The 24379-nt window shown below is 37.6% G+C and carries 16 protein-coding genes; all 16 read right to left on the reverse strand.

The genetic code is table 11. From position 1 onward, the window contains the following. Positions 1-181 precede the first annotated feature (181 nt). Complete coding sequence (locus tag GT641_RS08940) at positions 182-1267, reverse strand: hypothetical protein (protein ID WP_161117339.1); 1086 nt, start codon at positions 1265-1267, stop codon at positions 182-184. A 205-nt stretch (positions 1268-1472) separates the two neighbouring features. Then, positions 1473-7235 (reverse strand): leucine-rich repeat protein, encoded by a 5763-nt coding sequence (locus GT641_RS08945; protein ID WP_161117340.1) that lies wholly within the window; start codon positions 7233-7235, stop codon positions 1473-1475. A gap of 68 nt (positions 7236-7303) precedes the next feature. After that, positions 7304-8806 (reverse strand): LuxR C-terminal-related transcriptional regulator, encoded by a 1503-nt coding sequence (locus GT641_RS08950; RefSeq protein ID WP_161117341.1) that lies wholly within the window; start codon positions 8804-8806, stop codon positions 7304-7306. Positions 8807-9059: 253 nt separating this feature from the next. Beyond that, positions 9060-10184 (reverse strand): SDR family NAD(P)-dependent oxidoreductase, encoded by a 1125-nt coding sequence (locus GT641_RS08955; RefSeq protein ID WP_161117342.1) that lies wholly within the window; start codon positions 10182-10184, stop codon positions 9060-9062. A gap of 16 nt (positions 10185-10200) precedes the next feature. Continuing rightward, entirely contained in the window at positions 10201-11235 is a 1035-nt protein-coding gene (locus GT641_RS08960; RefSeq protein ID WP_008402451.1) for an acyltransferase, read from the reverse strand. Between the two features lie 15 nt (positions 11236-11250). Next, positions 11251-13191: a rhamnan synthesis F family protein gene (locus tag GT641_RS08965; protein ID WP_161117343.1), complete on the reverse strand. Its 1941-nt coding sequence runs from the start codon at positions 13189-13191 to the stop codon at positions 11251-11253. Beyond that, positions 13191-15542, reverse strand: a complete 2352-nt coding sequence (locus GT641_RS08970; RefSeq protein ID WP_161117344.1) for a rhamnan synthesis F family protein — start codon at positions 15540-15542, stop codon at positions 13191-13193. Before GT641_RS08970 ends, GT641_RS08965 begins: the two co-directional genes overlap by 1 nt. A gap of 56 nt (positions 15543-15598) precedes the next feature. Further along, entirely contained in the window at positions 15599-16786 is a 1188-nt protein-coding gene (locus GT641_RS08975; protein ID WP_008402447.1) for an ABC transporter ATP-binding protein, read from the reverse strand. A 1-nt stretch (position 16787) separates the two neighbouring features. Continuing rightward, on the reverse strand, positions 16788-17558 hold the full coding sequence (locus tag GT641_RS08980) for an ABC transporter permease (protein WP_119963415.1): 771 nt from the start codon (positions 17556-17558) through the stop codon (positions 16788-16790). Between the two features lies 1 nt (position 17559). Continuing rightward, positions 17560-18396 (reverse strand): NAD-dependent epimerase/dehydratase family protein, encoded by an 837-nt coding sequence (locus GT641_RS08985; protein WP_008402445.1) that lies wholly within the window; start codon positions 18394-18396, stop codon positions 17560-17562. Between the two features lie 129 nt (positions 18397-18525). Beyond that, complete coding sequence (locus GT641_RS08990; RefSeq protein ID WP_161117345.1) at positions 18526-19419, reverse strand: glycosyltransferase; 894 nt, start codon at positions 19417-19419, stop codon at positions 18526-18528. Positions 19420-19436: 17 nt separating this feature from the next. Beyond that, the gene (locus tag GT641_RS08995; protein WP_161117346.1) at positions 19437-20369 is read right to left on the reverse strand and encodes a glycosyltransferase family 2 protein; all 933 of its coding nucleotides are present in this window, start codon (positions 20367-20369) and stop codon (positions 19437-19439) included. Then, on the reverse strand, positions 20326-20694 hold the full coding sequence (locus tag GT641_RS09000; RefSeq protein WP_008402442.1) for a DUF2304 domain-containing protein: 369 nt from the start codon (positions 20692-20694) through the stop codon (positions 20326-20328). Before GT641_RS09000 ends, GT641_RS08995 begins: the two co-directional genes overlap by 44 nt. A 15-nt stretch (positions 20695-20709) precedes the next feature. Then, entirely contained in the window at positions 20710-21426 is a 717-nt protein-coding gene (locus tag GT641_RS09005; protein ID WP_008402441.1) for a glycosyltransferase family 2 protein, read from the reverse strand. A 38-nt stretch (positions 21427-21464) separates the two neighbouring features. Then, entirely contained in the window at positions 21465-22292 is an 828-nt protein-coding gene (locus GT641_RS09010; protein ID WP_161117347.1) for a glycosyltransferase family 2 protein, read from the reverse strand. Between the two features lie 51 nt (positions 22293-22343). Then, positions 22344-24371, reverse strand: a complete 2028-nt coding sequence (locus tag GT641_RS09015; protein ID WP_161117348.1) for a DUF2142 domain-containing protein — start codon at positions 24369-24371, stop codon at positions 22344-22346. Positions 24372-24379: the final 8 nt, after the last annotated feature.

Genomic DNA, 24379 nt, shown 5'->3' on the forward strand with positions numbered 1-24379 from the left:
CATTAGGATGGAAATCTCCAAATCAGGTACTAAAGGATTATCTGGCATCTGTGTAACATATGTTTGACAAACCTACAAAGAAAATAAAGGCCAAAAAACTGACATACGGATCAGGCATCTTTTCTTCCGAAAATATGATGATCCGTATGTCAGTTTTTGTACTTATTTATGTAGGGTTGTATTATTTCACATAAACCTTCTTAACTGTACTCCAGCCAGAGTAATAATAACGTGTTTCATAATTATGATTTACTCTTACATTCCGTGTTTTATAAGCACGTATACGAACATAATAAGTTCCTTTTTTTAATCCATATGCGCTTACATCCCCACTATTACCATAAGAAAATGATTTCTTTCCTTTTTTAAACTTCTTATCTCTTGCAACCTGGATCTGGTAACCCTGCATATCTGAATTTCTTTTAAATGTAGCTGTAATTCTTTTTCCAGTATCCTTTACTTTTTTAATCTTAACAGTTGGCATTACTTTTGAAGAAGTCTTAAAGGAATAAATACCTGTCCCACTCGTTCTCTCAAAAGTAATATAATATGTTCCTTTTGGCAGGAAATATTTATATTTATGAGTACCGGCTGTAATATTATACTCTCCAATAGTTACATCTCCCGCAGTATTTTTTATAGTAATATCCATCTGCTTTATCTTGCTGGATAATGTCAGATTCAGATATGAATTCTTTGATACTTTCACTTTATAGATATCAACCTTATCGCCGCAAGCCAATTGAGCCTTGATTTTATTCCCAATCTTATAAGGAGTTGCCATTCCAAGCTCATTATTCTTTGCCATAGAATGTTCTGACTTTGTTTCTCCTGCTGACTTGAATGATGGCACAAATGAGAACGATGCTCCTGTTCCTGTTCCCCAATGTCCTACTATCTCCAAAGTATAATTTCCAGCTAACAAATCAATCCATACGTTCGTCTTGCCTTCTGAAACTCTGGTAGAACCTACTACCGATCCACTCTCATCCAGGAAATTCATCTCCTCAATCTTTGTCCATGCACATTCACTTACAGAATCCACATTAAATGCAAGCGTTACCCGACCAGACTGTTTCAACGAAAAATTATAACTGTAATATTCCCCTCTGTATGTGATCACTCCGCTATACGCACTGTCCCACGTCAGATTTGATCCCTCTGTTGTTCCTGCTGCAGATGCCTTCTGCACTGGCATCACTAACATTACGAATGCTGCTGCCAGCATTACAATTAACCCTTTCCATAAGCTCTTGTTTTTCATCATTCTTCTTCTCCTTTTCATTTTTTTGATGTTTTTATATTACAACAAATATTTACAGCTGCAAGAGAAATATTTTATTTTCCTGCCTTCTAATAAGTAAGACAGGGCGAAGTTGAAAAAGGTTTTATAATTTTTAAAATTTTTTCAAAAAACGCCGTCTGTGATATTTTTACCACAAACGGCGTCCTTTGCTTTTACTGTTATTTTGTTACTTTGTTACCTTAACCTTGGAAGATAAGCCTTTACTCTTAAACAACTTCTGATAAGAAGAAACCTTCTTCTTTGGTACTTTAATCGTAGTAACCTTTGTGATGCCCTTAAATGCATTCTTGGAAAGCTTCTTTGATGTAATCTTTGAAGATTTGATCGTAATTGTCTTCAGCTTCTTACATCCGCTAAATGCCTGATCACCAATCTTCGTTGTCTTCGCCGGAAGCGTAATACCGGTAAGAACCTTACAGCCCTTAAATGCATATGCTCCGATCTCCGTTACATTCTTGCCAATTGTGATAGTTTTAAGTTTTGCAGCTCCGCTGAAAGCATTCTTGGAAATCTTACTAACATTGCTTCCGATTGTAACCTTTGTTACCTTCTTATTATTCTTGAAAGCACCCTCTGCGATCTGTGTTACTTTGTATTTCGTACCTCTGATCTTCACGGTTGCCGGAATGCTGACAGTCTTAGCCTTTTTATTTACAGGTGCTTTATATGCAACTGTTTTCTTGGATGTGCTTATAACCTGAACCTTTGCAGCTTTACTGTCATCTGTAATCACATCACCATTTTTGACCGGTTTTACTGTCGGTTTTTCCGGTGTCGTTGGGGTCACCGGTGTTGGATTCGTCGGTGCCGGTTCTACCGGTGTCGGCTCCTCAAGTTTTGCAATCGACTCTGTCTTTGTCTTTTTGCAGACGCTGCAGGTATATGTCTTTACACCCTCTGTCTTTGTAGTCGGCTGTGTCGTAACCTGTCCTTCATCCCATTTATGTCCGGTTGCCTTCAGTTCTTCTGTATCCACAATCTCATTACACTCGGTACATCTATATGTGATAGAACCATTTTTCTCACAGGTTGGCTCAACTCGTGTTCCATTATCTTTGATATGTTGCGTATGTGGTGCCTTAACCTTGATTATTACCACATATTCATCAGATGTATATGCTCTTTCTTCTGTATAGGATGTTACTGTAATTGTAGTCTCACCGCATCCCGTTATAGTAACTTTACCGGTCTCATCTACAGCAGCAACCTCCGGATCAGCCGAAACATACCGTAATGCAGAGAGCTTGGATTCAAGCGCTGTATCCTTTAAAGCCACATCCAGTGTAAATGCGCTATCGCCAAATACCTTCTCATAAGTCTCCGTACCGGTTAATTCAAGTCTGGTAGTCGGAAGAACCGTTACCGCAATCCTCTTTGTTGTAGCACCCTTACCTGTACTTGCAGTGATAATGGTCGATCCCTTGCCTAACGCAGAAATGGTAATTCCATCACAAGCAGCTATCTCTTCGCCGCCTTCTGCGACCTTATAGTCAATAACATCTGTTGATCCATCGTTAAGTTTGGCATCAATCCAGATCTTCTCACCCTTATAAAGCGTCACCTTATATTCACCGGCTGATGCATCCCACGCAAAATCATCAGAATCGGATGTGATCGTAATACTGGTTCCCTTTACATACTTTGTTAATGTAACATTTATCGAATGTGATAATTCAGAATCTGCATAGTAGTTTACTGCACTATCCTTAATTGTTACATTAACAGCGATTTCTGCTGTTCCTGCCTTTGAATAGGATGTATCATAAGCAGTCGTGATAACTCCGTTTGATACATTTGCCACGATATTTGACTGATCGGATATCTTCTTATAAGATACAGTATATTCATCTGCTGCAAGGCCTTCGATCTCGCCAAATTCTATCTGAAGCTCATGCTTCACATCATTCTGAACTGTAAATTCATTTGATCTTACAAGTGCATCTATATTCTTAAGCTTCGCTTTTGCAATTGTAAATGTTTCTTCCTTACTGTTTGTAGTATGAATACCATCACCCTTGATCGTAAGTCTACCGGTACCGGCATTCACATTCTCACCATACTCTACCGTATACTGATCGTCCGGAACAACTGCGCCATCGATTGTAACTTCGATATTTTCCTTATCCGGTGTCTGCTGTGTTCCATCATAGGTATATTCGCCATTTACTACTACTGCTGCCTCTGCAAGATCATAGTATAAGGTTGGCTGTGTGATCACTATTGTATACTGGATCACTACTGTTTTCGCTTTATCTACATATATATCTGCTACATATGTTGCCTCAACCGCATTCTGTCCGACTACTTCACTTGATACAAAATCAATCTGACCAACTGAATTGGTAAATCCCTGTACCTGAAGACGGATCTTATCCTTCAGTGCTGAGATATCACCGACATTCTTATCTAATGCAAACTTAACAACATGCTCCGCATTATCTACATCTGTAGCAACAAATGATTCGCCGCCCGCAGTAAGTGTGGTCTTTTCCTTATTCAAGCCTGCAAAATCAAATACAGTTATTTCATAAGATGCTGTAATATCATCACTGTATCTGTCATCTGCAATATACTGAAGTGTTACCGTCTGTGCAGAAACGCTATTCATATCATAGCCTGTAACCTTCAGCTCTTTATCAATATCAACCGGTGCAGTCTTCTTATTCTTATATGTCTTTACTACCTTCAGACCATTCAGATCAAACTCTGCCCCTTTGGCAAATGCTGTCTTATTTGGGAAACGTTCGATGCTGATCGATTCTACGGTTGATTTTGCTTTAACTGCAAATTTTATCGTCTCACCACGATATTCAGATACCGATAATACTACATTGTACTCTCCTGTTTCCTGATTCTTTGTAACATAACTGCTGTCATTTATAATGGACTTGCCATCCAACAGGATATCTGTGATCTGGAATCCGTCATGTGCAACAATGTTATTAATTGCATATGTACCGGTAGTAGTATCCTCCAGGCTGGACTCATCAATGATCAACTGGTTCTCTGCAAGATTTCCCTTCGCATTGTAGGTTACACCATCATCAATATCCAGTTCAAGGTATACTGCAATCTCCCCTTCTTCCGGAGTCTGATTCTTTCCCTTTGTGATAACACCATTTCCGGTATATTTACCATTCATAAAGAACTTACCGTAAATATTGGCATTTTCTTCCAGATTAAGAGAACCATTCAATACAATGATACCATATTCGGAATCCATCGCCATTGTTCCCTTAACTGTTAAAGTACCATTGATGATCAACTGTGCATCACTGTCAGCTGCCCAGACAAGCGCACCCGGAAGTACATCATCATGCTGTGGATCAACTACAAGTTCAACGCCCTTCGGAATGATCAGCTTGGATGATGACGGTAATTCTAATGTTGTTCCTGCTTTAATATGTGTACTCTTGCGAATGGTTGCTGTTCCATAAATCTCATATGTCTTTCCTACGAACAGAACAGAGTTAGAAACAGTTCCCAGAACAGGAACATCCTCTGCCTTTTCTCCACAAATATTATCACCGATAATTGTAATATCAGAAGCAGATGAGCCATTCAGTGCTCCTACAGCAATACCATTTACAGCACTGAGGTTGACTGTTGCATCTGTTAAGACATTTACGTTCTTAACATCTCCCGCATAAGCACCGATTGCCGGACCATTTGCAGCAATAACTATAAGCTTTCCTTTTGTCTCACCGACCTCGCCGGTAATATTAATATCACTTGTCTCTGAATTCAGACCGGCTCCGATTCCTGCTCCATTTCCTCTTGCTCTGATACTAATAAAACCTGTATTTGAAATATTGATATTTGTTGCCTCTGATACAGTATCTGTTGCTCCGGAACCAATACCGGCTCCGTTTTCTGTACCATCGACACTCAGATTTCCTGCATACCCTAAATAAATATTGATATTATCAACGGATGCATTCTTACCGGAACCGATACCGGCTCCGTCTGTTCCTGCTGTTACCGTTACAGCTACATTTCCTGAAATGTAAATATCGGAGGCTGCACCTGCCAGACCGGAACCGATACCGGCTCCATTTGCTCCACCAACTGCTGTTACAGTCCCACCTGATATTGTAATATCCGATACCTTTGCATTTGCTCCCGAGCCAACACCGGCTGCATCTGTGCCGCCTGTTGCTTTTTTTACAACACCGCCTGTTACCTTAATCTCTGTTGCTTCTACATCAGATCCGGAACCGATACCGGCTCCGCCGTCTCCACCGGTCGCTATTACAGTTCCTCCTGAAATGGTAATACCGGAAGCAAGCTTTGCTTCATCATTTATGTAAGCACCGGAACCAATACCGGCTCCGCCAATATTTTTAGAACCGATCGTTCCACTTCCCGCTGTTGCATTTACGATTCCGCCTGCAATCTCGATATTGGCAGCATCAGCATTTGCACCGGAACCGATACCGGCTGCTCCGTTTGCACCAATTGCTGTTACGTCTGCATTTTCTGAAATCCGGATGCCATCAACCGGCATATTGTACTGAGAACCGATACCGGCTGCTCCATATGCTGCATAGCTTTCATTTGATGGCTGTGATCCCCTTGCTTTTATAATTACATTTCCATTTATCTCAATATTTGAAACAACCTTTAAGGTTTTGTCTGTACCACCACCGATACCGGCTGCTCCATATGTCGCATTGTTACCGGCAGTTGCATTTATAGTACCTTTTGTCGTAGAAGTCAGTACCAGCTTACCGCTTCCATTCTTCTGGATTGCTGCATAAGCTCCCGATGATGTCAGATTGTTTGTTCCGTAAGCAGTGATCGTCACGGTCTTACCCTCTGCCGGATTTACTGTGATCGCTGCCCCCTGAGTATTCCGTGTGATCGTCAGACTACGGATCGCAAGATTCACATCAATATCCCCTGCTGCCTTGATCTGACCCTTCATAACCTTACCGGATTTTGTTCCGAACAGGATCATCTCCTTATCAGATTTGATCGTAAGTCCATCTGTCTCCGAATAAGAATAGTCATCTTTTGTTGCTGTTTCCGCTGTGCTCTTTACTCCAAGCCAGAGTCCATCCTCCAGCTTCGTGTATTTGTCATAGCCATATGGATCAGCGATCGTATTTGTAAATGTACCATATGCTGTCTCCATACCGGATTTTGACACCGCATATTTTGTAGTATTACTTCCTACCTGATACATACCGGTATTATCATATGAGATCGATACGCCGGATGTCTTTGACTCTACATATCCTCTATGATATTCACCATCAAAATTAAGCCTTATATCATTTGGAATCACATAAGGTGCTCTCTTACAATAAAGATAAATATATGCACCTCCGGCATTTTTATTGAGATCTCCATCAATCTTGTTCCAGTTGCTGTCAACCTCCTGCTGATTTTCACTTGTAAGACCGCTTCCTGAGTTTCCTCCGGCATACTGCAGTTTTCTATCATCGGTATTCCAGATACCAAGTGATGAGATTGGATCTCCTGCATTTCTGTCCTTTGTTGCATAGACGTAGATATAACCGGACTTTGAACCTACACCATCATTCAGGTCACCCGTCTTTCTCTCAACGCTATATCCGTCAAGACTGCTTGATGTACCTGAATTATTCTGCCATACAGACCATATTCTTGTATATGCCTGTGCCGGATCTGTGGTCGTCTTTACCCAGATATAATCATTGGATCCTTTTCCACATCCCCTGTTTACATTTCCCGCATTTCTATCAATAGACAGTCTTGTATATCCTGCATAATTGGCACTAAATCCCCCAGATTTAATATCACAGATATACAGCGTCTGGCGTGCTGCCGCTTCCGATTTTATATTCGGAAAAAAGTCACCAATGCCTGTAACCATTGCAAACACCATAGTTGCAGCCACTACCACTGACATGAAACGCTTCACAAATTTAATTTTCTGTTTCAATCTTATTTCCTCCTTTTTATTTTTCTATATAAAAGAGCCAAATGCTCTTATATATTAAAGCGTCTGTTTTATAACAGACCAATCTCCCGACCGCGTTCGACTGCCTCCTGACGCGTCGGAACCTGCAGCTTACGAAAGATATTACAGCTATGGGACTTCACAGTTCCCGTCTTTTTGCCCAGTTGTCGTGCAATATCATCATTACTTAAGCCCTGTGCCATCAAACGAAAGACTTTTTCTTCCATCTGAGTCAGAGGTTCATAATATTCATATGGAGATTTTAAATAATCAGGGAAATAAGTACCGACCGAATATGCAAGTTCCTTAATCTCACTTATGAAGGAATCTTCTTCATATTCTTTCTGATAAATTGCCAGCATTTGTACCATACAATTGCCTGTGTCCGCAAGCAGTCTGATATAACCACACCTTTTTGCAAGCGCAATGGCCTTGGAAAGCTCCTCACACATGCCTTCCATATTCTTCATCTTATAATATATGATAGCTGACAACATATAGCATTCACACAAATCCATATAACGTCTGCCCGGAATCAACAATGCAATAAGCTGGTGTGTCAATACATAGGCAGCCATATATTTGCCTGTCTGTATATAACATCGCACCTTAACCATCCATGCATACATATCCATCATGAAGATGCCCTTATTCTCATCCGGTGCTATATCATCTAACCAACGCTCTACATCCTGTAGTCGCCCATCATAACAGGCACCAAGACATTCGATCGCATTCAGACTTGAAGTTAATTCATCCCATCCCGTAATCTGTATCCGTTTCCGAATCTTTTCCACCAAAGGACGTGCAGCTTTTGTCTGTCCATTTACCAAAAGGATCTTCATCTGAAGTGCAAGTGCCACAAACAGACAACGCATATCCTTCTCCTGCTCGATCAACGGAATCGTTCCGGTCACAAGAATCAGTGCCTCAAAACAATTATTGTTCTGATAATACCACTCTGCCAGCATGATCTCATACACTTTCTGTCCAACACTTCCACCATATAATCGGCATACGGCTTCTGTTATCCCGTCCTTACTTTTTTTCAGATATTTGCCATATCTTGTAAAGTCGCGAAAACCATTCAGTATACTTGGTCTGCATGCTGAAAGCGTAAGACCCATCACGGGCACCAGTTCTTCTTCAATTAGAAAACTTACGATCCGAAAAAACATTGCATCACTTATATATGGCATGACAAGTTCTGTTTTGATACGACAAATGTCCATCATATCATATGTATCCATTTTCACCAGCCGCGGTGTCTTCCCCATAAACTGTACATATGATTTTGCCTGACTCAAGTCCCCATCCATAGCAGATAGCAATGCAAGATGAGTAAACAGAACCGGATGTGCTGACAGCTCTTCTTTTTTCAGCCCGTAGAAATATGCCCGGCACCCCCAAAGTACCGGCATGGAAAATGGTTTCTTCACAAACTCATCAAAAATAATCTCTAGCAGATGGCCTTCTTTTTTTGCTGTCGCTAAAATCAGCAACACTTCTTCTTCCGATCGTGGATAAATTATCTCGTTATTCATTTGTTTCATACATACCCCCATAACCCTGACGCTTATAGATTATATTCTTTATTCCTGTTTTTGTATAGCAAACCTTTCAGACACAAAAACCAAACTTTTACCCAAACCCATGTGGTTTTGATGCCCGGTAATATAAATATTTACATATCTTTATTATACAATAAACGGATCCATCTTATGATGAATCCGCTTATGTATTGTTACACTCTTCAGTTCCCAATTAATAAGGTTTAAGAAGTTTAAAAACTTATAAATTTGAAAACTATTTTAGTAATCCTCTTTCCTTTAATTCATTAAGAGACCACTCATATCCATCCAGATTCATATCCTGTCCGCATACCCAATCAGCAAATTTCTCAATTCCTTCAGAAAAATCAACTTTAGTTCTAAACCCTAAAAGTTTTTCTGTTTTTGTCATATCTGCATAATTATTACGGATATCGCCGACACGAAACATGCCTGATATATGTACCGGAACGGTCTTTTTATAACACCGCATTAATTCATTTACAACCGTTTCAACTGTTACCATCTTGCCTGTTCCTACATTGAAACTTTCGTGCATGTAGCGATCCGATTCAATTCCCGCGATAAGGGCTGCAACTATATCATCAATATAGACAAAATCCCGTGATTCCTGACCATCTTCAAAAATATTGATATCCTTTCCCTGTCGAATTCTTGTTGAAAAGATAGATAAAATACCCGTATATGGATTTGATAAAGATTGTCCCGGACCATATACATTCTGAAAACGATATGCCAACGCCGGTATACCCAGATTTTTACACAATGTAAGAACCAATTCTTCCTGAACCTGCTTTGTAATACCATATACACTTACAGGATGTAAAAGAGCATCTTCTTTTGTAGCCACAACAGAAACGCTTTCTCCACATATCGGGCACTTCATTCCAAAATCTTTTGCTTCCAGATCTTCCTCTGTTCTAAATTCCGGATATACAATTCCATGTTTTAGGCAATTATAAGCTCCCTCTCCATAAATGGCTCTGGAAGATGCAACCAACACTTTTTTAATTGAATGCTTTTCATTTGTTAATATATCAATTAACTTGGCAGTTCCACCTATATTCGTATCAGTATAATGATATACTTCATACATAGACTGCCCAGTACCCGTTTCAGCTGCCAGATGAACAACAACATCCATTCCTGATAATGCTTTTCTCCAATCCTCTGTATTTCTTACATCCCCGAGGATGAATTCAACTCTTTCATCTAATTCAGCTGGTATCTTCGCATTTTTTCCATGTACCTGTTCTGATAAGTTATCAAGAACTCTGACTGTATATCCTCTCTTTATCAACTCATTTGCAAGGTGTGAGCCAATAAATCCCGCACCACCTGTTATCAATATCTTTTTCATTTTTATTTTCCTTCTACTATTGTTTTTGTTTTCTGCTAATTAACTTACCAACGCCTTTATTGATGTAATGATCTACATCAAACAGTATCTTGGATAAAATTGCAATTACGACACAGAATCCAAGGAAAATCAAATAACTTTCAACATGTGTAATTGCATATAAATTAAATGTCATCATAACATAATAAATTACAATATGATGTACTAAGAAAATCGCATATGAATATTTGCTAACCCACTGACATATCTCCTGTATTCTCTGGCTTCTTACCCATTGTGAAATATACACTAATACAAGAAATGCAGCGATTCCTACATATGTAGTCTGCAAATCAGTTGGCAGATCCGGTTTAAAAAACTGATTAAATAATAATACTCCTAAGCCGACAATTGCCACAGGCAATTTTACTTTCTTTATATATTTTATAAAATACATCCCAAATAATAACTCCGGTAATCGCACAAGCAGGTTTTTAGAAGATGCAAATTGAATCGGATACCATTTTAGTAATATAACATATACTGCTAACGAAATTACGGCCAAAACCACCGGACATTTATTGATCATCCACCTGAGTAATGGGAAAACAAAATAAAATATGACTATAAATCCCAAAAACCATTCTCCAACCAGATAAAATGTTGGCATAACATCTGCAAGATAACCATCCATTCCGATTACAGAAAGAAGTAATTTTCCCTTTGGAATAGTTGTATATTTCCATGCCCCTTTCCATACATATATAACAAGGAATGCAATAATATATGCAATCCAAAACATTGGGTACAATGTTTTAAATCGTTTCAAATAAAATTTTTTCAGATTACATGCCTGACCATAAACATACATTAATGCTGCACCTGAAATAATTAAAAACAACGATACTCCAAATCCACCAATATATATATTAAAAATAAACGCATGTATCACATAACAATTATTTATCTGCGGATTGGCATATAAAAATATAGCATTATAATGTGTAATTACAATTGAGATAGCTGCCAGAGCCCTCACAAAATCCAAATAAAATAATCTCTCTTTTCCCATTTCCGTATTACTCCCTTAATCCGGATCCTTTAATCCGTGAGGTCCAAAAATTGCTCGTTTTATCTTAATTAAAAATTTATATAACCATTTTGGTAATATCTTTCGCATTTTCGAATCAAATTTCATGCAACTTGGTCCATCCAATGCAATAACCTGTTTTGCTCCCTGCTTCAAACGCTGAAGAACCATGTTAAACAATCCGTATTCCATATATCCCTTGTCAATCATAACACGATTTAATTCCCGGACATAATATCTCAGGTTTGTTACCTCTATGGCTGCATACTGATCAGACATTAACAATCCAGGATAATATCCTGCCTGTTGAACACAGATTGGATATAGCCGTTCAATCGCATGTAATATGGTTCCATCAAAATTATTAGGTTCCTCCGGAAACTCTTCATACTGCCAGTCATGATCAAATAAAACCTTTAATGCCGTTGGTCTGAACCAGAAAAAAGTACCATAAGGTGCAAGTGCTTCCTTATCCTCTGACATTGGGATTGTAATGCCAAGCTTATCAGCTACTTCTCTTGACTTTTCAAAATTGCATCCCCATTCATTTCCTAATGTCTGATAAAACAGACCATGATTTGGTTCTGGTGGAGATAAAATTCCCAAACGCTCATTATCCTCAAAAGTCTGCAATACATTGCATACAAACTCTTTATTATATAATGTATTATTCCAACATTTGTAGCCAAAAGAATCACCTACAGAGCCTGGTTTCGCCTGAGCAGTCTTCTTATCATGTACAAAACACGCATAATCATAATTCTGAATAACGTCTTTCACGCCGACCAATATACTACTGACATCTCTTCCTCTGTTTACAATTACACGGACCTCCAAATGATTACATGGAAGATTTTTAAATACTTTCAGTATTGCTTCTTTCTTTTCCACCGTGTCCGTTGTAATATATACATCTGTTTCCTTTGGAACATTGGACGCCCACTGGAAAGAGTCTTCCACAAGGTCCGGGAAATATAAGTGCATGACTAATGCAAGCTTTCTCTTCTTTAAAATCTCATCCATTTTATTCTGATCATAAGAAGATGAAGAAAGAATATAGTTTAAATGAAGATTTTTTACAAAATCTGCCTGATGACAGGTTCTTAAAATATTATCCCATATCAGATTTACATCATATAAACCTGTTGATTTCAAATAATCATATAATTCTTTTCCGGGTTGTCCCAGAGTGTTGAAAATTTCGTACTCATATGGCTGAAAAAACATTCTTCGTTTAAAAATAGGACATCTTTTATCACGAATTAATTCCTTCGCATAATTCATTAATGGATAATCTGTTTTATTTGAAATGTCATCTGTTTTAACATAAACATCCCATTTATAACCAAGATCTGCAAAATGCTTTGTGAAAATGGATTCGAAATTACCAATTGAATCCTCGTATCCTTTAATCATTGGCATTTCATCCCAGAAGCTCTGAAAATCTTCAGATTTTACAAGAGACTGTCTGAATACCATAAAATGAGACTGGATATGCTCCGGTAAATATCCATATCGATTATTATGAAATGGATCATATTCATTCTTATAATGTTTGGTCATTCCCCAGAAATCCAAATTCTCTTTTGACATAGCTTCAAAAGTCTCTTTCAATGTATAAACCGGACCCATGATCGTACAATTGACAAAACAGATCTCATCATACTGAACTAATTTTTCCCATCCTAACGATTCCATCGCTGTCTTATATGCCCAAACATCCAGGCCCTTATTCTCACGGACAATAACAGATTTCGTATACTGTTCAAAAAACTTATGCCCTTCTTCATTGAGCTGTCCATTACAGACAACGATCATATCTGTGACCTGTTTCACATAGTCCTTAAAAAAATATTTTACATAAGAATCTACTATTCCTTCTTTTTCATAGAAAAAATATATTCCTAATCTTTTTACCTGCTCATTGTTTATCTTCATTATTTTCCTCTCACTTTATCAATTTTCTGAAGCATTCTTCTTGTTTTAGAGTTCTCGATATCATTACGATATTCTACTAATGCATTTCTTTCATTTGTTAAATAGCCATTTATTTCATATAATTGTTTCTGTTCTTCCTTTAGCTTTTTATTTTCTTCTCTGACCTCTTTAAGACGCTGCTCCTGAAGTGCAATAACAGCTTTTTTATTTATAAGATCATTCTGGTAATCCTGCAACGATAATCGCATATCTGCAAGTTGTCTCTCTTTATACTGAATATTACCAATAATAGAATCCATACCATGTCCCAAATAACCATAGGATATTTCATCAAAACATATTTTTATTGAAGCTACCTCATTCAATGTTCCGTTCAAGTATATTGCTGAATCCGAACCATGTAATATTGAATATTTATCATCCTTATACATAAAATTATCTATAATACTTATACCATCAATTTCACATCTTAATCCATCGAATATTACATATATATCTTCATTAAAAATAAGCTTGATATTCTTTACTTTTCGAGGTACCGGTATGCATATTTGCCCTTTTCCATTATCCAAATACTCTACTGCTACTTTCTTCTGATAAACTGAAGCAAATCCCTGACCATAATCATATGCTGCAATACAAGTAAGTTCGTTCTGTAAGCACTCCAGTTTCTTACACATCTGAGGGAAACTCATAGAAGTATTCTGTACAGCCGCATTAATTTCATCATTCATCACATCATTACTATCAATCTGTATACCCGCCAACTGTTTATTATACGATCTTGCTGTATAGTATCCCATTGACTGTGCACACAGGCTCAGAACAGAAGTAAAAACAAAACATGGATCTGTCTGTGCCAATAACCACTTTCTGACATCGACATTCTCTGTCAGATTTTGCAGAACCTGACTTCTACACCAGAAACATCCTGTATATTGTCCTATACTTCCCCTGACTTTTGCTATATTCAAATGTATATCACTGTCCTCTAATATCTGTTGGATCTCGCAGGAAATTAATTCACGTTCTTTATACTGTCTTGAATAATATAAACTTTGACTTGAATTCGGAGGATAAACCAAACCAATTCCTGAATTATCATTTAAACAAGACACTATATTCCCTAACGATACGCCTTTGCCTAAAATACTGTTTTCAATGATCCAGCCTGTATGTCCATTGTCCAGATTTTCAGCAATATAACTTCGATCTTCATTTACCAGAAAACAGATATATTCATACTCCTTAGCAAATGCTCCAACAGCATAATATACTTCTGCAAAATTACCTGTCGTACATTCAAGAAGATGCATTTCCTCCCAATTTTTTTTCTGATGAAAGCTTTCCTCACTTCCCCAATAATATAGATCTGCATGTGTTTCTAAATCATCTATATCCGGTTGATGCTGCAGATAAAAATCTTCATCAATAACAACAGCTATCTTTTCTGCGATTCTTTCACATTCTGAATCAGGAATTACATTTAATCCTAATCCGTCAACAATATCCTGCATTGGAGCAGTACGGATAAGGTTCTTTAAAATCAATGTTTCATCATATGGTGTTTCCTGCTTAATAAATTGATAAAATACTCGGGAAATATAACTACTGGAATCTACTATTTTTTCTTTCATTGGATAAAAGAATAATTTTCTTTTGAAAAATGGGCAATGATAATCCATCACCATCTGAATCGGTGCCATAAAAAGAGGATACGGATTAGCTATCACATTTTCCTCAGGGTTACAATATGCTTTCCACTTAAATCCGCAATTTGAAAAATGTTGTGTAAATATTGCCTCATGAAAAGCTACTGCCTCTTCATAACAGGTTATCATAGGTCTGGTCTTCCAATATGTTTCAAATTCTACACTTGCAAGCATATGTTTACGAACCGCAATAAAATGCGACTGTAAATGATCAGGGAGCTTATGATCAGGAAGTATCCCCCATGGATCAAATGGAACACCATGATATAAAGTAAGGCCCCAAAAATCTACATTCTTCGCATCCATAGTTTTAAACATTCTGTCCAGATCCTGTTCATACACCGGCCCCATCAATGTATAATTAAACATGATCAATTCATCAATATCTTTTATCTCTTCCCATCCGATGTGTTCCATGGCTTCCTTATATGCCCAAACATCAAATCCTTTATTTTCGCGGACAAACACCTGGATCCTGTCAATGGATTCTAATTTTTTCCGTCCTTCTGATGAAAGTATCCCATTGCAGACCACTGTAATCTTATCAAAATACTGGTTCATACTCTGCAGCATATAAACTATATATTCATCTACACATCCCTGTTCATCATATAATAAAAAAATACCCTGTCTCTTCATATAAATAATCCTATCTGTCCCTTATTTTTATTGTCTGATCTGTAATGATCATCCGGCTAAAACTTCCACTGGTGTTCCATCCGGAACATTCCCCGTTCTTCTACATCAGCATATACGTCAAACTGACAAATACGTTCAAATGAATTAATAAGATGTCCCTCTTCCGTATAGAATGAAAAATCAATCATATAATGTCCTAATAAAAGCTGTACTTTTCTTAACTTTAACTGTATTTTCCCTTCTCCTTCAAGAAGTACTGTTCCCTTTTCAGCATCTGTTCTTCTCTCATAACACATCATATAATCTGATCTGAAAACAGTAAATTGAACAGCCACCTTCCGTGGGGATTTTATTTTATAATATAATGTTATATTTATATCATCATCAATACTAAATGCAACTCTCGGCTCCCCGGCATTATTCTTACATTCCACCTTTGTTATCGATAAATCCAGATTTTTAGCTTCTTCCATCAACTGGCGTTCTTTTTCAGATCGTTCTGCTCTGGCCTGCCCCATAAATTCCATATATAATTTATGAACATACTGTGGGGTTCCATCTGAAACAATCTTTCCTTTATCCAGCCATATACATCTGTCACATAATTCCTCAATCTGTCCCATGGAATGCGAAACAATTACTATCGTAATCCCTTCTTTTTTCAGTTCCTGCATTTTATTCGCACATTTCAACTGAAAATTAGAATCTCCAACCGCAAGTATTTCATCTATTAACAAAATATCTGCATTTACATTAATTGCAACCGAAAATGCAAGCCGCATATACATTCCGGAAGAATATGTCCGGACAGGATTATCAATAAATTCTTCCAATTCTGAAAACTCTATGATCTCATCTAATCGTTCATCAATCTCTTTTTTTGTTAATCCAAAAATAGAAGCATTTGTATATATATTTTCTCTTCCGGTCATATCCGGATGAAATCCTGCTCCCAGCTCTAATAAACTGGATACTCTTCCATCAATACTAATTTCTCCTGAATCAGGATAAATAATACGGGTCAATAATTTCAAAGTCGTGCTCTTTCCACATCCATTATGACCTATAAGACCTACTGCTTCACCCTTTTCTATTGTAAAACTCACATCATCCAATACCTGATGAATTTCATATTTATCTTTCTTTGCAAATATGATTTTATCCTTTAATGTTTTACTTTTATCATAACTAATCTTAAAAGATTTAGATATATGCTGTACTTCAATTGCAACATCCTGGTTCATACTACAGTTCCTCCGCAAAGTGCTTATTTAATTTCCTAAACACAACGAGTCCAATTATCAAAACAATTATACTTTCCAGCAATCCCAATATAATATTTGAAAATTCCGGAACCTGTTTATAATAAAAAATATCTCTGTATGCAACGATCACTCTTGTAATCGGATTTATCATATAAAATGGTCTGTATTTTTCAGGAACCAGTTCAAGCGTATATATAATTGGAGATGCATACATTAAAATCAGCGATAATGCTCCCAGTATCTGCTGCATATCTCGAAAATATACGGTGACGGCACTAAAAAACAAGGTCATTCCCAATGCAAGTATATATTCTATGATCACAACTACAGGGAATAACAATAACGCTTTTCCACAAAAACCATATCCTGACGCTCCAAGAACAACAAATACAATAATGAATGATAGCAGCATATTAATAAACTGTGCCGAAACAAATGCTATCGGCAACACTTCTCTTGGAAAATATATTTTCTTTATCATATCCTGCTGACCGGCAACACACATACATCCCCCTGTTAAACAGGATGAGATCATCAGCCAAGGTACCAATGCAACAAATAAACAAATATGGAAAAATGGAATATTTGTCGGTAAGATTATTTTAAATAAAAATGTATATACCGCCAGCTGAATCAGCGGATCGATAAACGACCATAAAAAACCAAGAACCGACCTTTTATATCTTCCGATCAGATCCCGCTTTGTCAAACTTACGATCATGGTCCGATAATCATATATCTCTTTAAACATATTATGCTCCAACATTCTCCATTATTTTGCTTATAATAGTATTATCTCCATATTCAATCTTTGAATCATATGGACGTTCAGGAAAGACTCCGTACTGCAGGGATATATCTAACCCTTTTTCCTTTATGAACTGTTCAACCCGATCTCCAAGTGATACCGGCTTTCCGGAACATACATTTATAATTCCTGTATACTTATCCTGTGTACTTGCAGCTACTATCTGTTTTGCAAGTTCATCAACCTGAATAAAATCATATTTTGCTTTTCCTGTAGTAAATGGGAATTCCTTTTTACCGGCTTCAGCAGCAGCCAGTAACTTTGCAAATATAGAATTATTCTTTTTGTCATCGCCAAGAATATAATATGCTCTAAGCCAAAATATATTTACATCTTTATCTTTTGTATAAGTAAGAAGTGCCTGTCGCAATGCGTTTTTTGCAATTCCATACTGGGACAATGGATTGCATGGAGTATTTTCATCAATTTTTCCCTCGTAAAATCCTATTTCATGCATCGTACCCATCACGCTAATATTCTTGCATCCGGCATCAACTAAATTGCGAAGGAACTTATAATGGGAAGAAAGATTGTCCATATGAGCATTAGAATTGTGTACAAATCCATCCTTCCACGCCAGATGAATTACGCTGTCAGGACAGCCCATCTTCTCATATACATCAGGCTCTCCTGAAAAAATATTCACATCACAAATCTTTGCTCTTTCATCAATTCCCTGATGTACAAAATCAATTGCAACAACCTCATGTCCCTGATCTACCAACGTTTTTACAACAAATCTACCAATATATCCTCCCGCTCCTGTTACCGCTACTTTCATAACCTTTACCACACTACTTTAATAATTAGTGCAACTCCTTTCTTCATCTACATTTATTCTTATACATTTAAGTACATTTTTCTACAATATCAGCCACATTTTATCACAATCACTTTTATAAGGCAATAATCACACCCTGCCTAACAACATCAAAAGGCGAATTGTGATCTCTGAGGATATTGCCGGTCTCCAGCGTTTAGGATAAAATGCCTTTTTTAATGACTGCCTGAGTGAATACTTTTCCTGTGTGAACATTGCCAATGTCCGTATATCTTTATCTGACATCATATTTTTAAAGCAACGTTCAAATTCACATGACCGTTTCTTTATCTCTGAAGTTTCGCATAAATTCTTTTTCAACCATTTTAATCTTGTCTTTATATTAAATGTTGTCACATTATCGCCGTGCACCCGGTGCTCTGCTTCTGTCTTAACATCAGAAAATGACTTTCCAAATGCCTGTGCAATCATTGCTGCCCACCAGTCATGATATCCGATCTGGTCACGATCACCCTGCAGCATCATTTCACGCATTTTTCGGTTAATAACCATTGAGAAACCGGAAAAATGGTTTTCAGTAATACTTCTTCGAAAATCATATCCTGCATCAGGAAAATAAAAATGCCCTACCTTTTTTCCCCTTTCTACAAGATCATATGCACTATGATACAAAAGTGGGATCGAATCATATGAATTCTGCTTTTGAAACCACTGTTCTGCTATTTCCAGTTTTGATTCTGACCAAATATCATCCTGATCCGAAAAAGCATATAGATCCGCATCATCAACAGCAGCAAGCAACTCCATAAAGCTTTTTAAAAATCCAATATTTTTCTCCTTTAATAATTTAAAATCATACTTTTTTTGAAGTCCACAAAGTAACTCTACAAATTCTTTCTCTGAGCCATCATCTCTGATATAAAGTGTAAAATCCACATTTTTCTGTTTGCAGATACTGTCAATCTGTTCTTCTATATATTCATATCCATTATATGACGATAATAAAACGGCTATTTTGTTCATCTGTTTCTCCATCATATTTATATTTTTCCAATCAACATTAAGGCTCTCAGTATAAACTCCACACTTAGACTCATATTCCACCTTTTCGGATAAAAAGTCTTTTTTACAGCGGTTTTTAAGCTATATTTTTCATTAATAAATAATGTGCATATTTCTTTTTGACCATCATCCATTTCAGACAAAAAAAGTCGATCAAATTCTCTTGCGTTTCTTGTATAAAAATTATCTCCTCGAAGCAACCGAATCCCATCGGGAATTTTTTTAAAAAAATATAATGGAGACGCATTATTTTCATGCTGCCTGTGAACAGCTTCTATTTCTTCCGAAAATACATATTTTCCAAAAGCAGATACTATGATCGCCGCAAACCAATCATGATATTTTATCTGATCAAAATCTGCACGTATAAGTCGATCATATAATTCCCGGTTAATCACCATGGCAAATCCAAAAAAAATATTAGATGTAAAAGCTTTCTGAAAATTATAATTATAGTTTTCATATTTATAGGGAACTATTTCTGACAGATCACTATTTCCAATTGCAATTTTGCTCTGATATAACAAAGGAATATCGTTTTTCTGTGTTTGCATCCATTTCACTGCATTTGACAACTTATTCGGATACCAGACATCATCCTGATCACAAAATGCCCAATACTCCCCTGAATCTGCCATCTGCATTAATAAATGAAAGCTTTTCGAAAATCCGATATTCTCTCCTGTTGCAACTGTATATTTATCACTAAGTTCATTTTCCCGAATATATCGATTCACTAATTCAACTGTATGATCCGTCGATCCATCATCACGAACGTAAACATGAACATTCGAATATGTCTGACAATCTATACTTTTTAACTGTTCCTCTATATATTTTTCTCCATTATATGTCGATACCAAGACATTAATCCGTTCCATTTTTGTCCCCAATAGTTTCTTTCTTTTCATCCGCTGCCTGCTTCTCGTTAATCGCAATCTGCTGCGTCAGATCCTTGAATTTATTCTCCAGACTGGATAGTTCTATCGTCATCATAAATGTTTTGATCAACAGTATTGCTATAATAAAGAGGTACACCACATTTGCCGGCGACATCATGCCCATCTTTCCGGTGATCCAGTATACAATCTGTGGAAATACAGACATAATGATCATCAGAACTGCCATAATGATCCAAAACAATGCATATTCAATCTGCATCTTGGAATTACGGATTCTCCATATTACATAAAACGAACTGATCACCGACATTGCAATCAGTAATACTCTTAACATTATAGACATAGCTGCTTATACCCCTCTTTTCATAATGATATGCTTACTGTCTCTTTTACGAAAGCTCTGGATCAGCAGGATTGATATCAGCATACGGAACATATACATTGCTGATCTGGAAAAATTCAGATAACTTTTTCCGGCAGTTCTTTCATCCATTTCCACCTGCACCTCTGCGATGCTCGCTCCCTGCTTTAACAGATAAGAGATCGTATCCGGTTCCGGTCCGTAATTCATGTTGACTGCAAATTCCTTTACCATTGCTTTATTAAACATACGCATCCCGGAGGTTGGATCTGATATCCGTTTTCCGGTGGTCAGGCGAATCGCTGATGTAAGCAGCCGTGAACCAAGCATTCGCATACTTTTTTCTTTCTTTTTTGTCACAAAACGCGAACCAATTACAATATCATATCCCTGTTCCATTTTTTCAAGCATAGCCTTAATATATTCAGGCTTGTGCTGTCCATCCGCATCAAACTGCAATACACAGTCATAATTTTTATAATATGCATATTTCAGTCCCGTCTGGAAAGCTCCGGCAAGTCCCAGATTTACCGGAAGATCTATGATCTCAAATCCATGCTTGTGGCATCTTCTGGAAGTATGATCCGTTGATCCGTCATTTACCACGATATAATCATACTCCGGATATTTCTCTTTGATTGTATTTACCACACCCACGATATTATCTTCTTCATTATACGCAGGTATAACCATCAGTAACTTCATATACAGATCTCCATTCTTCTGTGAAACAGTCTTACAGACTATATTTCATTTCCCTTCTCGCTTGTACCATAAGCCCCTGCCAGGATCCGTGCGATCCACTTCGGCCAGAACTTACAAAACACCTCAAAATCCTCCTGCCCTCTCTCATGATCCCGGATCGTTGCACTCGTTTCACTATCCTCATGAATACGATGTGCCATCAAACATTCGGGAATATATACGAATTCTCCTTCTTTTTCACTCAGCCATTCCCAGGTCTGCCAGTCCAGATTGCTTCGGAAATGTTTCAGAAATAAATCTACTCTTTTTTCCTGTCTCAGATATTCACATATAACTGTTTTATGATATGTAACAGCCGGACAACAGATTGCATTTCCAAATCTGAGCACAGCCCGTTTCCTCCATCTGCGCCCCTGCTTCTTTCCATTTTTCAACGGACCAAGCAGAATCCTTTTTATCTTCAGATTCTTACGATCCGAATACTTTCTGTCATCTATCAGCTCTCTGTAATCAGAAAATAATAAGAGCGTTTTTCTTGCTTCTGTATCTTTCTGATCCGCTGTCTTCAATATCTCCTCTGTATACGCAGCCTCATAGATATCATCCTGATGTGCAATCGTTACATATTCTGTATCTGCCACAGATAGAGCAAAATTCCAATCATCCGCGATATTAGATCTTCCATCACGGATATAATAGGCTATATCATATTTTTCACATATATTTTTTAAATAATCACTTGGCGTTGATGTTGCCAGACAAATGGCACTTGCAACCGTCTGCTTCTTCAAAGACCGGATGCACGCTTCCAGATATGGACTTTCCTTATATGCACATATAACAAATGTATGCTTCTTTTCAGCCATTTTTCTTCTCCATTTATCTCGCCATTTTTATATCCGGGCAGTTTCTCCAGCCTACATTGCTCCGATGACAATCTGCAATACGATCAATACCTCTGTAGCTATTACAGTCATCCAGACTTTTCTGCATTTGTCCTCACTCACGTGAACAATCGATGTCGTGGTTGCCAAATAAAGCAACGGAGCAATACACAGAAAATACCTTCCCTGTACGCCACTGATCTTACTTGATGATATCGATGTAAATGCAACCAGCATCGACAGCAGGATCAATACAAGCGATATCAGGAATACCGCAAACATATATATGCGTTTCTTTTTATTTCCGCAATACTTATCACCCTCAACATTTGCAAACAATACCAGACTGAATACCAACACCAACAGCAATACCCAACTGATCTTTATATCAAGCCATGACAAAAGGCCGCCAAAGAATCCACGCAACAGCGTTTCTCCTCCGTTAATCAATGTATTCCAATACAAATAAACAACATTAAGCGGATGACGGAGCAGATATCCGAGTGAATATAATGTATCCTCTGTTACAGCTGTATCCTGTCCCGCAAACAGCTGTTTTATAACCGGAAAATAATAATATAATGCCCCGCAGAAAACAATTATAATTCCGCAAATCACTGCTGTTATAAGTATTCCCTTTTTGTGCTTCGGCATTACTTTCAGAGAATGTTCCTTCCTTTTTGCATGTATCAACAAAAATACCAGCAATAATAACGGAAAATATACACCGCCTTTTACGACAGCGGTCAGGATACCACAGAGCACCAACAGGACTACCTGCCACTTCTTATATGTTTTCTCCAACGAAAGACTCATGCATAAGGCGATAAATACATATATAATTCCATTTATCATTGCGTCATAGGACGCAGATGCCCCCTGTTGAAGCGCGATCGGAAGAAAACCAAGCGCAGCAAGCATATTCTTACCAACCGGAAGTATCCGTATGGCGAATCCTGTCAATAATACAAATACCAACAGGTTCATAAATCTTCCGATCAATAACATTAGCATGGTTGAAAGTCCAAGCAGTCGTCCGATCGTAATTCCAAATGCCATCGGTATAAAGAAAATACCCGGTACAATATTACTGGAATCTACATACGGAACTGCTATCAGCTCCTGATCATCCGGTCTTTCAAATGTATGATGTGCCAGCTGGTAATAGGAATTACTCTCTACTCCATTTGCAAGCATATCCTCCATTTTTACATCACAGGTACGCTTATATATCGTTCCCTCAATGCCCGTGTCACCTGCAAACATCATCCTATTCGAATACTTATATGCCGTATCTATATGCCATGGTTCATCCGGTACACCATGCGGCGCGATCACCACATTCATGATCATTCCAAGTAGCAGCGCCATCGGAATATAGAACTTCGATACCGGAAGCTTCTTAACAACGATAAGCATATACATGAGTTCAAAAAATATCAAAAGTGCAAGGCACAATACTGCATACATACTGCGAAGCTTCCAGCAGCTTGCATATTTCATTCCCGATATGACATTCATCTTATTTGCCGGATCTCCTCCAAACATAGCAACAAGTCCCGGCTTTTGATCTGCATTCACATAGAATACAGTATCACCCGGATTCTGAAGCTCCATCGTAAGCACAAGCCGTTTTCCCTCAGACTCTTTAAATACCGGATCATCCCATATTCCTACGCGAATCCTTTTTTTCTTATTTTTCTTTGCAGCCCCTTTTGCCGGCCGGTCTTTCTCATAATAAATCTTTCCCGTATCTGCATCAGAGACTGTGATATGAAGCATTGCATCCGGATTTGATATCACACCAACCGTTTCAACATATAATACCTGAAGATCAGGCACTGTACATTCAAAGGCTTCTACAATAACAGGATTATTTGCGGACATTTCTACCTGTCCGTTATCCTTATGTTCTATCTTAAGTGTAGCAAATACCGGCTTTGTAAATTTATCTGCAAGCTGTGCTTTATACACCAATGCAAAAACAAAGCATAGAGCCAGTCCCAAAATAACTGCCCATAATATCTGTTTTTTATTCCATGTCTGCCCTGTCTGCTTCATAACAACCT

Origin of the sequence: Clostridium sp. BIOML-A1 (assembly GCF_009874105.1) — a bacterium.
Lineage (GTDB): Bacteria > Bacillota > Clostridia > Lachnospirales > Lachnospiraceae > Coprococcus.

What these genes read in the sequence shown, in the direction of transcription:
- GT641_RS08940 (WP_161117339.1), bottom strand. Translation starts at nt 1,267, where the DNA reads ATGATGAAAAACAAGAGCTTATGGAAAGGGTTAATTGTAATGCTGGCA.
- GT641_RS08950 (WP_161117341.1), bottom strand. Translation starts at nt 8,806, where the DNA reads ATGAAACAAATGAATAACGAGATAATTTATCCACGATCGGAAGAAGAA.
- GT641_RS08955 (WP_161117342.1), bottom strand. Translation starts at nt 10,184, where the DNA reads ATGAAAAAGATATTGATAACAGGTGGTGCGGGATTTATTGGCTCACAC.
- GT641_RS08960 (WP_008402451.1), bottom strand. Translation starts at nt 11,235, where the DNA reads ATGGGAAAAGAGAGATTATTTTATTTGGATTTTGTGAGGGCTCTGGCA.
- GT641_RS08965 (WP_161117343.1), bottom strand. Translation starts at nt 13,191, where the DNA reads ATGAAGATAAACAATGAGCAGGTAAAAAGATTAGGAATATATTTTTTC.
- GT641_RS08970 (WP_161117344.1), bottom strand. Translation starts at nt 15,542, where the DNA reads ATGAAGAGACAGGGTATTTTTTTATTATATGATGAACAGGGATGTGTA.
- GT641_RS08975 (WP_008402447.1), bottom strand. Translation starts at nt 16,786, where the DNA reads ATGAACCAGGATGTTGCAATTGAAGTACAGCATATATCTAAATCTTTT.
- GT641_RS08980 (WP_119963415.1), bottom strand. Translation starts at nt 17,558, where the DNA reads ATGTTTAAAGAGATATATGATTATCGGACCATGATCGTAAGTTTGACA.
- GT641_RS08985 (WP_008402445.1), bottom strand. Translation starts at nt 18,396, where the DNA reads ATGAAAGTAGCGGTAACAGGAGCGGGAGGATATATTGGTAGATTTGTT.
- GT641_RS08990 (WP_161117345.1), bottom strand. Translation starts at nt 19,419, where the DNA reads ATGAACAAAATAGCCGTTTTATTATCGTCATATAATGGATATGAATAT.
- GT641_RS08995 (WP_161117346.1), bottom strand. Translation starts at nt 20,369, where the DNA reads ATGAAAAGAAAGAAACTATTGGGGACAAAAATGGAACGGATTAATGTC.
- GT641_RS09000 (WP_008402442.1), bottom strand. Translation starts at nt 20,694, where the DNA reads ATGTTAAGAGTATTACTGATTGCAATGTCGGTGATCAGTTCGTTTTAT.
- GT641_RS09005 (WP_008402441.1), bottom strand. Translation starts at nt 21,426, where the DNA reads ATGAAGTTACTGATGGTTATACCTGCGTATAATGAAGAAGATAATATC.
- GT641_RS09010 (WP_161117347.1), bottom strand. Translation starts at nt 22,292, where the DNA reads ATGGCTGAAAAGAAGCATACATTTGTTATATGTGCATATAAGGAAAGT.
- GT641_RS09015 (WP_161117348.1), bottom strand. Translation starts at nt 24,371, where the DNA reads ATGAAGCAGACAGGGCAGACATGGAATAAAAAACAGATATTATGGGCA.